This is a genomic window from Streptomyces sp. NPDC102490, assembly GCF_044765285.1.
GTDB lineage: Bacteria > Actinomycetota > Actinomycetes > Streptomycetales > Streptomycetaceae > Streptomyces.
The window spans coordinates 419,341-431,392 of record NZ_JBIWJU010000002.1 but is presented as its reverse complement, the minus strand read 5'-3'; the positions used below and the strand labels follow the sequence as shown (position 1 = coordinate 431,392).

The window sequence follows — 12,052 nt, the reverse complement described above, 5'->3', positions numbered from 1 at the left end:
GAGAAGGCGGCGACAAGCACCGAGCGAAGCATTCTCTTAGACATAGTCGGCTTCGTCCTCACTTGAAGGTCCCCTCTTCCCCCGTCGGATAAGACGATGGCTCATATAGGCACGTCATGGCCACACAATCGGTGCATCATGTTCCTGCACGTTCAGGACCCTGGGGGGTGGAGATTTGACAACGAATCGGACCAACGAGACACATCCCCATTCCATCACTGAACTGTGTAAGGACGGCGGGCGCCTCTACGCGAACGCCCTGCGTACCGGATACATCACGCGCGCCGACGCGGAGCCCGCTCCGTGCCTGATGGAGCTGGCCCTGCTGCATCCCGATCCCGACGACGCCAACCGGCTGCGCCCCGTGCCCCCCGCGGTCGCCCTGGCCCAGCGACTCAATCCGATCGAACGGGAGATCTCGCAGCGCAGGCGCACCTCGATCGAGCTGGCCGAAGCCTTCGAGCCGTTCATGGCCCTCAGTGCGCAAGGCACGTCGTCCACCCACTCGATCACCGTGCTGGAAGGCCTCGACCGCATCAACACCGCGCTCGACCTGGCCACGAACCAGTGCACGAACGAAGTGCTCAGCATTCAGCCCAGCGCCCGTCATCCGGAGCGGAGAGTCATCGAGGGGCTGGAGCGCGACAAGACCCTGACCGAGCGCGGGGTGCGGATCCGGACCCTCTACCAGCACACGGCGCGCTACAGTCCCGAGCGGCTGGCCTACGTGGACCGCTTCTCCAGCGGCAAGGCCGAGTACCGCACCATCGACGAACTGGTGGAACGCCTGATCATCTGCGACGAGACCGTGGCGTTCATCCCGGTCCGCGACGACCGGCAGGTTGCCCTGGAGATCCGTCACCCGGGACTCGTCGGCTACCTGATCAAGGTGTTCGAGTTCATCTGGAGCCGCGCCGTCCCGCTCACCGCCGGCGCCCCCTACGAGACGGCCCCCGACGGCATCACCGACATCCAGCACTCCATAGCCAAGCTCCTGGTGGAGGGCCACGTCGACGAGGCCATCGCCCGCCGCCTTGGCATGAACGTGCGCACCTGCCGGGCACACATAGCCAAACTGGCCACCGCCCTGGGCAGCGGAAGCCGCGCCCAACTCGGCTATCTCATCGCCCAGTCCGGGATCCTGGACCAAGGCAAACAGGACCTGGGAGGGGAAGCCCACCGATGACGGGCGGGACGCACCGGCACCACGGCGACGAACTGTGCGACACGGCACTCGGCCTCTACTCCCGCGCTCTGCGGGAGGGGCACCTGGACAGTGGCGAGGTGGCGGCCGCGCCGTGCCTGGTCGACCTCGGCTTCGTGCACCCGGCCATCGACGACTTGGACCGGCTCGAGCCGGTCGCACCGGCCGTCGCGCTGCAACGCCTGCTCCGTTCCTCGGAGGACCGCATCGCCGACGAGCGGCGCCGCGGTCAACGCATGGCCGACCTCTTCGAGCCCCTCATGCGCCTGGGCGCACACGGTGTCGCCGCCGAGGACACTCCGGCCCTCAGAATCCTCGGCAGCAAGGAGCGGGCGGGCCAGGCCATCGAGGAGGCCATGGCCGAGGGCAGAGAGGAACTCCTCGCGATCCAGCCGCACGACGCGCACGTCACCAGGCGTCCCGACATCCTCGAAGGGGCCCTGAAGCGGGACCAGGCCTTCCTCGACCGCGGTGGCCGCGTGCGCGCCCTGTACCAGCACACCATGCGCCACGCCCCCTACGCACGCGCCCGCTACGAGCACCTGACCGGCGACGTGGAGGCCCGCACGCTCGACGAGGTGACCGAACGGCTCATCATCGTCGACCGCGCCGTCGCCTTCATCCCCGCCAGCGCCGACCGCTCACGCGCCCTCGAAGTCCGCCACCCCGCCCTCATCGGCTACTTCGTCAACACCTTCGACCGGCTCTGGCACCTGGCCACCCCCATGCACCCCCAGGCCGTCCACCAGCCCACCCTCAACGGCATCACCCCCCGCCAGCGCGCCATCGCCACCCTGCTCATCGAGGGCCACACCGACAGCGACATCGCCGACCGCCTCGGCATGAACGTGCGCACCGCCCGCGTCCACATCGCCAAACTCGCCGCCACCCTCGGCAGCGAGAGCCGGGCCCAGCTCGGCTACCTCATCGGGCAGTCGGGGCTTCTCGACCAGGAAGGATGACGGGGGCCGGCGTGCCGTGCGGGGAGCCGTCCAGGCCGGCCTGGGCGATGCGGACGCCCAACTGCGTGCGGCTGGCCGCGCCCAGGGTCTCCGAGAGGCGGGCGATGTGCGCGCGGGCCGTGCGGACGCTGATGCCGAGGCGTTCCGCGATCACCGCGTCCTGGTGGCCCTCGGCGAGCAGCGCCGCGATGGACTGCTCGCGGTGGGAGATGCCCTCGATGCCGGTGTCGGGGAGGGGCGCGGTCAGGGGGATGGCCAGGCGCCACAGGCGTTCGAAGACCGTGACCAGGTAGGCGATCAGGGCCGGGTGGCGCAGTTCCAGGGCCATCGTGCGGTCGGTGTTGGCGGGGATGAAGGCGACCGTGCGGTCGAAGAGGATGAGGCGGTCGATGACCTCGTCCAGGGTGCGGGCCTCCACCGCGTCACCCATGAGTTCGAGGTAGTTGAGCAGGCCCTGCCCGTGCCGGGCCACATGCGTGTACAGGTCCCGCATCCGCACCCCGCGCCCGCGCAGCGCCAGCGCCCGGTGCAGCCCCTCGGACAGCTCGTGCTCGCGCCGGATGCCGCCGGGCTGGACGGTGAGCACCTCCGTCGTGCAGGACTGCGTCGCCTCGTCCATCGCGGCCTGGATGCGGGACAGGCCGTCCAGGACCCGGATCGCCGTGCGCTCCGGGCCGGCCGGGGTCTGGAGCAGCCTGCCGAGGCCCGCGTACCACTCGAAGGCCTCCACGGCCGAGCCCACCCGCCGCTGACTGGCGCTGACCTCGTCGTGGACCCCGCGCAGCAGCCGGGTCATGACCTCCTGCGGGGAGGTCGGCACCAGCCAGTCCATGTCGTCGGGGTCGGGGTGCAGCAGGGCCAGTTCGAGGAGGCAGGGGACCGGCTCGGCGTCCTGGCGCGGCACCCTCCCGCGCCGGACGGCCCGGGAGTACAGGCGGTCTCCGGCCGCGCACAGCCGCTCGGCCCCGTGCGGGTGCTCCTGAGCCCCGTGCCCGGCCATCGCCCATCCCACCCCCGGTTCCGGCTTTCCGCAGCGCAACTATGCGCGGCCCGGACCGGCTCCGCAACACGGCTCCACCCCGCACGGGGCACGAAACGAGCCGGTTGCGACCGGAATGACCCGCCGGTGGGACCCGGAAGACACACGGCCTACTTCAGGCCGAGTTCCTCGCACGCGTCCGCGTACTTGGCCGTGCAGATGTCGGTGACCTTGTAGAAGCCGTCCGCGACGACCGTCTCCTCGATGTTGGCCTTGGTGAGGGCGACGACGGGGACGAGCTGGGCGGGGATGCCCTTGAGGGTGGGGCTGTCGACCTTGTCGCGGGCGAGCGCGTCGAACTGGATGTCCCGGCCCTGGACCCGCGCCACGGCCATCTCCGCGGCGTTCTCGGCCTCCTGCGGGTAGGACTTGTACACGCTCATGTACTGCTCGCCGGTGACGATCCGCTGCACCGCCGCGAGTTCCGCGTCCTGGCCGGTGATCGGCGGCAGGTCGGTGACGCCCGCGTCCTCCAGGGCCTTGATGATGCCGCCCGCCATGCCGTCGTTGGCCGAGTAGACGCCCGCGATCTTGTTCTTGCCGATCTTCTCGATCGCCTCGGTCATGTTCGCCTCGGCGTACTCCGGCTTCCAGTCCTTGGTGTCGAAGGACTGGGCGATCGTCACCTTGCCGTTCAGCTCGGACAGCGCGCCCGCCTTGAACTGCTTGGCGTTCGGGTCGGTGGACGAGCCGTTCATCATGACGATCTTGTCGGAGCCGTCCGGGTCGCCGCCGAGCGCCTCGATGAGGGAGCGGCCCTGGACCTCGCCGACCAGCTCGTTGTCGAAGGATATGTAGGCGTCGATCGGGCCCTCGGCCAGCCGGTCGTAGGCGATGACGGGGATGCCGGCGTCCTTGGCCTTCTGCACGGCGTCCCCGATGGCGTGCGAGTCGACCGCGTCCAGCACGATCACGTCGACGTCGTCCTCGATCATCTGCTGCATCTGGTCGGCCTGCTTGGTGGCGCTGGCCTCGGCGTTGGCGTACTTGACGATGCCCTCGTCCCGGGTGAGTTCGCCGATCTTCTTCTTGAAGAAGGGGTAGTCGAACTGCTCGTAGCGCGTGTTCTCCTTCTCCGGGAGCAGCAACCCGACCAGGAGGTCGTTGCCCTTGGTCGGGCTCGCGCCGTCACCGCTCTCCGACGCGCCCAGCACACCGCAGGAGGCCAGCGAGAAGGTCATCAGGGACGCGGCCACGGACATGGCGGTTCGACGGGCACGGCTGCTCACTGCGCTAGACCTTCCGACACACGGGTGTAGTTGGTACCGAGGGGCCCAGATGACCCGGGTGAAGGAAGCCAACGCTGTCTTCACCAAATCGTCAAGAAGTACTAGACCAATGAGACAGCACCGTTGTGAACAAGCCCCGGAGGACGAGTCCGTCCTCCGGGGCCGCCGGTGCCGTCTTCCCTTGTGCCGCCTGCCGGCCCGGGTCAGTCCGAGGACTGGCCGTGGCGCTTGGGCCGCCAGACCACCAGGGCGCTGGTCTGCTGTACCTCTTGGTAAGGAACCAGGTCACGGCGGTACGACGCGTGCACCGCGGCCTCGCGCTGGCGCATCGCGGTGGCCGCGCCGTCGAGGGCTGCGGCCAGCTCGGCCGCGCGGGCCTGGAGCTCGGCGACCTGGTTCTCCAGCTCGATGATGCGCTTGATTCCGGCCAGGTTGATGCCCTCGTCCTGCGACAACTGCTGAACCTGTCGGAGCAGTTCGATGTCGCGGGCCGAGTAGCGCCGGCCCCGGCCGGGCGTGCGGTCCGGGGAGACCAGGCCGAGGCGGTCGTACTGGCGCAGGGTCTGGGGGTGCAGGCCGGAGAGCTGGGCCGCCACCGAGATGACGTAGACCGGGGTGTCCTCGGTCAGTTCGTACGGGTTGCGTCGCCGACCGTCCATTCCCGTCAAGCTCCCTTCGCGGCCTGGAACAACTCCGCCCGCGGATCGTCGTCCGCGGTCGCCTCGCGATACGCCTCCAGCGCGTCACGAGCCTTCCCCGTCAGATCCTTCGGAACACTCACCTCCACGGTGACCAGAAGGTCGCCGCGGGTGCCGTCCTTGCGGACCGCGCCCTTGCCCCGGGCCCGCATGGTGCGGCCGTTGGGCGTGCCCGCCGGAAGCTTCAGCGTGACCGGCGGACCGCCCAGGGTCGGGACCCGGACCTCGCCGCCGAGGGCCGCCTCGGCGTAGGTGACCGGGACGGTGACGGTGAGGTTGTCGCCCCGGCGGCCGAACACGGGGTGTTCCTTGACGTGCACGACCACGTACAGGTCGCCCGCCGGACCGCCCCGCTCGCCCGGTGTGCCCTTGCCGCGCAACCGGATGCGCTGCCCGTCCGACACCCCGGCGGGGATGCGGACCTGCATGGTCCGCGAGGACTTGGCGCGTCCGGAGCCCTTGCAGACCTCGCAGGGGTCCTCGGCGATCAGGCCGCGGCCCTTGCAGTCCGGGCACGGGTCGGTGAGCGAGAAGCCGCCGCCCGAGCCCCGGGCGACCTGGCCGGTGCCGACGCAGGTCGGGCACACGCGCGGCGTGCCGTTCTTGTCGCCGGTGCCCGAACAGGCCTTGCAGGGCGCCTGCGAGGACATCCGGAGCGGCACGGTCGCGCCCTCGATGGCCTCGGTGAAGCTCAGGGTGACCTCGGACTCGATGTCCTGCCCGCGCCGCGGCTGCGTGCGCGGGCCGGCGCCGGGTCCGCCGCCGGTGCGGTTGAACAGGCCCCCGAAGACGTCGCCCAGGCCGCCGCCGAAACCGCCGGCGCCCTGGCCCCCGCCCTGGGCGCCGCCTCCGAAGAGGTCGCCCAGGTCGAAGTTGAAGGTGCCGCCGCCGGCGCCCGGCCCCGGACGGAACCCGCCGTTGCCGAAGAGGGCGCGGGCCTCGTCGTACTCCTTGCGCTTCTTGGGGTCACCGAGGATGTCGTTGGCCTCGGAGATCTCCTTGAAGCGCTCCTCCGCCTTGACGTTTCCCTTGTTGGCGTCCGGATGGTTCTCGCGGGCGAGCTTCCGGTACGCCTTCTTGATCTCGGCCTCGGTGGCGTCCTTGGGGACGCCGAGAACCTTGTAGTAGTCCTTCTCGATGAAGTCCTTCGTGCTCATCCCCGACGTCCCTCCTTCCTCGGCTTCCTCGTCACGTCAAGCTCAGCCCTCGTCCGGGCCACCGCTCTCCTTGCTTCCGGCGTTGTCCTCCGCGTCGGTGGCGTCCTGCCCCTCGGAGCCGGCCTCGGCCGGCTTGACCGTCTGGGCGCCCGGCTGCGGCTCGGCCACCGCCACCCGCGCGGGGCGGATGGTGCGCTCGCCGATCCGGTACCCGGGCTGAAGGATCGCCACGCAGGTCGTCTCGGTGACGTCCGGCGCGTAGGAGTGCATCAGGGCCTCGTGGATCGTCGGGTCGAAGGGCTCGCCCTCCTTGCCGAACTGCTGGAGGCCCAGCTTGGCGACCGTGGTCTCCAGCGACTCCGCGACGGACTTGAAGCCGCCGACCAGCTCGCCGTGCTCCCGGGCGCGCCCGACGTCGTCGAGCACGGGAAGCAGCTCGGACAGGAGGTTCGCGACCGCGACCTCCTTGACCGCGACGCGGTCCCGCTCCACCCGGCGGCGGTAGTTCTGGTACTCGGCCTGGAGGCGCTGGAGGTCCGCCGTGCGCTCGTTCAGCGCGGTGCGCACCTGGTCCAGCTGGGCCACCAGGCCCGCGTTCTCGCTCGCGTCCCCGGCCGGGGCCGCCCCCTCCTCGGAGGCGGCCTGCGGCTCGGCGTCGTCAGGGGTGGCGCCGGAGGGGACGTCGGGCTTCTCGTCGAAACCCGGGGTCTCCTCCGTCACGCGGCACCGTCCTTGCGCTCGTCGTCCACGATCTCGGCGTCGACGACGTCGTCGTCGGCACCCTTGCCGTCGGCACCGGCGTCGGCGCCCGGGGCCTCGCCGCCGGCGGCCTGCGCGGCCTGGGCGTCGGCGTACATGGCCTGGCCCAGCTTCTGCGAGACGGCGGCGACCTTCTCGGTGGCGGTGCGGATCTCGGCGGTGTCCTCGCCCTTGAGCTTCTCCTTCAGCTCGGCGACGGCGGACTCGACCTCGGTCTTCACCTCGCCGGGGACCTTGTCCTCGTTGTCCTTGAGGAACTTCTCCGTCTGGTAGACGAGCTGCTCGCCCTGGTTGCGGGACTCGGCGGCCTCGCGGCGGGCGTGGTCCTCCTCCGCGTACTTCTCGGCCTCCTGGCGCATCCGGTCGACCTCGTCCTTCGGCAGCGAGGAGCCGCCGGTGACGGTCATCTTCTGCTCCTTGCCCGTGCCCAGGTCCTTCGCGGTCACGTGCATGATGCCGTTGGCGTCGATGTCGAAGGCGACCTCGATCTGCGGGACGCCGCGGGGCGCCGGCGGCAGACCGGTCAGCTCGAACATCCCGAGCTTCTTGTTGTACGCCGCGATCTCGCGCTCGCCCTGGTAGACCTGGATCTGCACGGAGGGCTGGTTGTCCTCGGCGGTGGTGAAGATCTCCGAGCGCTTGGTCGGGATCGTCGTGTTCCGCTCGATCAGCTTGGTCATGATGCCGCCCTTGGTCTCGATGCCGAGGGACAGCGGGGTGACGTCGAGCAGCAGGACGTCCTTGACCTCGCCCTTGAGGACACCGGCCTGGAGGGCGGCGCCGATGGCGACGACCTCGTCCGGGTTGACGCCCTTGTTGGCGTCCTTGCCGCCGGTCAGCTCCTTGACCAGCTCGGCGACGGCGGGCATCCGGGTGGAGCCACCGACGAGGACGACGTGGTCGATCTCGGACAGCTGGATGCCGGCGTCCTTGATGACGTTGTGGAACGGCGTCTTGCAGCGCTCCAGCAGGTCGGCGGTCAGCTGCTGGAACTGGGCGCGGGTGAGCTTCTCGTCCAGGTGCAGCGGGCCCTCGGCGGACGCCGTGATGTAGGGCAGGTTGATGTTGGTCTCGGTGGACGAGGACAGCTCGATCTTGGCCTTCTCGGCCGCCTCTCGCAGGCGCTGGAGCGCCATCTTGTCCTTGGCCAGGTCCACGCCGTGGCCGGACTGGAACTGCTTGACCAGGTAGTCGACGACGCGCTGGTCCCAGTCGTCACCACCGAGGTTGTTGTCACCGTTGGTGGCCTTCACCTCGACGACACCGTCGCCGATCTCCAGCAGCGAGACGTCGAACGTACCGCCACCGAGGTCGAAGACCAGGATGACCTGCTCGTCCTTGTCCAGGCCGTACGCCAGCGCGGCGGCGGTCGGCTCGTTGACGATGCGCAGGACGTTGAGGCCCGCGATCTCACCGGCCTCCTTGGTGGCCTGGCGCTCGGCGTCGTTGAAGTACGCCGGGACGGTGATGACCGCGTCGGTCACCTTCTCGCCCAGGTAGGACTCGGCGTCCCGCTTCAGCTTCTGCAGCACGAAGGCGCTGATCTGCTGCGGGTTGAAGTCCTTGCCGTCCAGGTTGACCTTCCAGTCGGTGCCCATGTGGCGCTTGACCGAGCGGATGGTCCTGTCGACGTTCGTGACCGCCTGGCGCTTGGCCACCTCGCCGACCAGCACCTCACCGTTCTTGGCGAAGGCGACGACGGACGGCGTGGTCCTGGCGCCCTCGGCGTTGGTGATGACGGTGGGCTCGCCGCCCTCCAGAACGCTGACGACGGAGTTAGTCGTGCCCAGGTCGATGCCGACCGCACGTGCCATGGTGAATAACCTCCAGCTGACTTGAGTGGAACAGGCTCAAGTGTGCACGACGCCCGGCGATGGGTCAACAGAGGTGAGTCGGGCGGACTCAACTCTTATCCGTTCCTTACACGCAACGGCCCTCTGACCTGCACGTTCTCGATACTCGCGACCTGGCGAACCGGAAAAATCCCCCGGGAAAGTCCCACCACCCGGGGCTCCGCCTGCCCCGTGAGGCAGCTCGGACACACCGGCACCCGCACCCGGCCGCCACACCGGCACCCTCGCCGCCGCGCAGGCGCGGGAGCCGCGGCGGCCCGTAGACCCGTACCCGCGCCGGCCCCGCCACCCCGGCGGCCAATCCACCCGCCACCCACAGCACCGCCGGCCCGCCCACCCGGCCGGTGTCCGTCGGCACCCCCACGAGCACCGCGCCCAGCGCGGCCCCGCCGAGGACCACCACCGCACCCTGCGCGGTGAGCCCGAGCCCCCGCAGCCGGTGTGCAAGGCGGTCGGGCCCGCCGCGCGCCGGGGACCGCCCGGCCAGCCGGCGCGAAAGGAGGACCAGGACGGCGTCGGCCACCGGCACGGCGTGTCGGCGCGCACAGCACCCCGCCCCGCCGCCGGGCGCGCACCCCGCCGGACGGAGACGGCCAGCCCGGCGAGCAGGAAGCCCGTGAAGAGCGACCCGCACACGCCAAGCGCGCTCCGCGCGGGATGCCAGTTGCGCAGCGGGAACCCGGCGAGCGCGCCGGCCACCGCCCCCGTACGGCCCCGATGGGGTCAGGGTTGCCTCAGCGACGCAGATCACCGCACGTCCGACTACAGTGCGGCGAAGGATGGGGGTACTCTCAGACGGACTGAATAAGTTACCGCTTAGTAATACCGCCCCCTCGTAACCTCGCAGGCCCGAGGAGCCCCCAAATGCAACTCGCCGCGATCATCGTGTCGCTGGTCCTGATCGTGGTCGGCGTCGCACTGTTCGGCCGCGCCGTCCTGCAGATCGTCACCTACCTGCGGCTGGGCCAGCCGGTACCCGCCGGCACGCGGACCAACGACCCCGTGGACCGCACCGTCACCGTGGTCAGGGAGTTCCTCGGCCACACCCGGATGAACCGCTGGGGCATCGTCGGCGTGGCGCACTGGTTCGTCGCGGTGGGCTTCTTCTCCCTGCTGCTGACCATCGTCAACGCCGTCGGCCAGCTCTTCCAGGCCGACTGGATCCTGCCGGTCATCGGCGACTGGGCGCCGTACAACGTCTTCGTCGAGTTCATCGGCACGATGACGGTGCTCGGCATCCTGGCCCTGATCGTCATCCGGCAGTTGAGCCACCCGAGGAAGCCGGGCCGCAAGTCCCGCTTCGCGGGCTCCAACTTCGGCCAGGCGTACTTCGTCGAGGCCGTCATCCTCATCGTCGGCGTCTGCATCTTCATGCTGCACGCGCTGGAGGGCGCCCTCCACCACGTGGACGGCTACGAGGCGTCGTTCTTCATCTCGTACCCGGTCGTCTCCGCGCTCCGGGACGCCGACCTCGGCACGCTCCAGAACCTCGTCTACTTCTTCGCCGGGCTCAAGATCGCGACCTCCTTCATCTGGATGATCACGGTCGCCCTGAAGACCGACATGGGCGTGGCCTGGCACCGCTTCCTGGCCTTCCCGAACATCTGGTTCAAGCGTGACGCCAAGGGCGGCACCGCGCTCGGCCCACTGCTCCCGATGACCTCGGGCGGCAAGCCGATCGACTTCACCGACCCCGGCGACGACGACGTCTTCGGCGTCTCCCAGGTCGAGCAGTTCTCCTGGAAGGGCCTGCTGGACTTCTCCACCTGCACCGAGTGCGGCCGCTGCCAGTCGCAGTGCCCCGCCTGGAACACCGGCAAGCCCCTCTCCCCCAAGCTCCTGATCATGTCCCTGCGCGACCACGCGCACGCCAAGGCCCCCTACCTGCTGGCCGGCGGCGGCAAGACCATGGAGGGCGAGGAGAAGGCGTCCGAGGAGCAGCTGGCGGGCGTCCCCGCGGCCGCCCTCGCCGAGGCCGAGCGCCCGCTGATCGGCACCCTCGAAGAGAACGGCGTCATCGACCCCGACGTCCTGTGGTCCTGCACCACCTGCGGCGCCTGCGTCGAGCAGTGCCCCGTGGACATCGAGCACGTCGACCACATCGTCGACATGCGCCGCTACCAGGTCATGATCGAGTCGGCGTTCCCGTCCGAGGCGGGCACGATGCTCAAGAACCTGGAGAAGAAGGGCAACCCCTGGGGCCTGGCGAAGAAGCAGCGCCTGGAGTGGCTCAAGGAGCTGGACTTCGAGGTCCCGGTCGTCGGCAAGGACATCGAGGACCTCACCGAGGTCGAGTACCTGTACTGGGTCGGCTGCGCCGGCGCCCTGGAGGACCGCGCCAAGAAGACCACCAAGGCCTTCGCCGAGCTGCTGCACATCGCGGGCGTCAAGTTCGCGATCATGGGCGGCGACGAGAAGTGCACCGGTGACTCCGCCCGCCGCCTGGGCAACGAGCCCCTGTTCCAGGAGCTCGGCATGGAGAACGTCATGACCCTCAACGCCGCCTTCGGCGAGGAGATGGACGACGACGGCAAGGTCACTGAGGAGTCCCGCAAGCCCAAGTCGGCGAAGAAGATCGTCGCCACCTGCCCGCACTGCCTCAACACCCTCGGCAACGAGTACCCGCAGCTCGGCGGCGACTACGAGGTCATCCACCACACCCAGCTGCTCCAGCACCTGGTGGACGAGGGCAAGCTGGTCCCGGTCACCCCGGTCGAGGGCATCATCACCTACCACGACCCCTGCTACCTGGGCCGCCACAACAAGATCTACACGCCCCCGCGCGAGATCATCGCCGCCGTCCCGGGCGTCCGCAACGAGGAGATGCACCGGCACAAGGAGCGCGGCTTCTGCTGCGGCGCCGGCGGCGCGCGGATGTGGATGGAGGAGCGGATCGGCAAGCGCATCAACAACGAGCGCGTCGACGAGGCCCTGTCCGTCAACCCCGACATCGTCTCGACCGCCTGCCCGTTCTGCCTGGTCATGCTCACCGACTCGGTCAACGGCAAGAAGAACGACGGCAAGGCCAAGGAGTCCATCCAGGTCGTCGACGTCGCCCAGCTGCTGCTGGACTCCGTCAAGACCCCGGCCGACCCGACCGGCGCGCCGGAGCCGGAGAGCGAGCCGACGCCGGAGCCGGTGAAGTAGCCGC

Annotated in this window: 9 protein-coding genes; 3 read left to right on the top strand and 6 right to left on the bottom strand. The window is 69.7% G+C overall.

The features are described from left to right. Nucleotides 1-175 precede the first annotated feature (175 nt). Nucleotides 176-1,186, top strand: coding sequence for a helix-turn-helix transcriptional regulator (locus tag ACIRGB_RS05435; RefSeq protein ID WP_403858865.1), 1,011 nt, complete (start codon nucleotides 176-178; stop codon nucleotides 1,184-1,186). Continuing rightward, complete coding sequence (locus tag ACIRGB_RS05430; RefSeq protein WP_403858863.1) at nucleotides 1,183-2,166, top strand: LuxR C-terminal-related transcriptional regulator; 984 nt, start codon at nucleotides 1,183-1,185, stop codon at nucleotides 2,164-2,166. The genes ACIRGB_RS05435 and ACIRGB_RS05430 overlap by 4 nt, the downstream gene beginning before the upstream one ends. Here ACIRGB_RS05430 and ACIRGB_RS05425 read toward each other — a convergent pair. The 6 genes from ACIRGB_RS05425 to dnaK all read right to left on the bottom strand — a co-directional run bounded on the left by ACIRGB_RS05425 (nucleotide 2,129) and on the right by dnaK (nucleotide 8,862). Continuing rightward, entirely contained in the window at nucleotides 2,129-3,166 is a 1,038-nt protein-coding gene (locus tag ACIRGB_RS05425; protein ID WP_403858861.1) for a LuxR C-terminal-related transcriptional regulator, read from the bottom strand. The genes ACIRGB_RS05430 and ACIRGB_RS05425 overlap by 38 nt on opposite strands. Nucleotides 3,167-3,315: 149 nt before the next feature. Continuing rightward, nucleotides 3,316-4,434, bottom strand: coding sequence for a sugar ABC transporter substrate-binding protein (locus ACIRGB_RS05420; protein ID WP_403858859.1), 1,119 nt, complete (start codon nucleotides 4,432-4,434; stop codon nucleotides 3,316-3,318). Between the two features lie 203 nt (nucleotides 4,435-4,637). Further along, complete coding sequence (locus tag ACIRGB_RS05415; protein WP_403858857.1) at nucleotides 4,638-5,093, bottom strand: heat shock protein transcriptional repressor HspR; 456 nt, start codon at nucleotides 5,091-5,093, stop codon at nucleotides 4,638-4,640. A gap of 5 nt (nucleotides 5,094-5,098) precedes the next feature. Next, nucleotides 5,099-6,289, bottom strand: coding sequence for a molecular chaperone DnaJ (gene dnaJ, locus ACIRGB_RS05410; protein WP_403858855.1), 1,191 nt, complete (start codon nucleotides 6,287-6,289; stop codon nucleotides 5,099-5,101). Nucleotides 6,290-6,331: 42 nt separating this feature from the next. Then, nucleotides 6,332-7,009: a nucleotide exchange factor GrpE gene (gene grpE / locus ACIRGB_RS05405; protein ID WP_403858853.1), complete on the bottom strand. Its 678-nt coding sequence runs from the start codon at nucleotides 7,007-7,009 to the stop codon at nucleotides 6,332-6,334. Next, complete coding sequence (gene dnaK, locus ACIRGB_RS05400) at nucleotides 7,006-8,862, bottom strand: molecular chaperone DnaK (protein WP_403858851.1); 1,857 nt, start codon at nucleotides 8,860-8,862, stop codon at nucleotides 7,006-7,008. The genes grpE and dnaK overlap by 4 nt, the downstream gene beginning before the upstream one ends. A gap of 903 nt (nucleotides 8,863-9,765) precedes the next feature. Here dnaK and ACIRGB_RS05395 point away from each other — a divergent pair. Then, entirely contained in the window at nucleotides 9,766-12,048 is a 2,283-nt protein-coding gene (locus tag ACIRGB_RS05395; RefSeq protein ID WP_403858849.1) for a (Fe-S)-binding protein, read from the top strand. The last annotated feature ends 4 nt before the right edge of the window (nucleotides 12,049-12,052 follow it).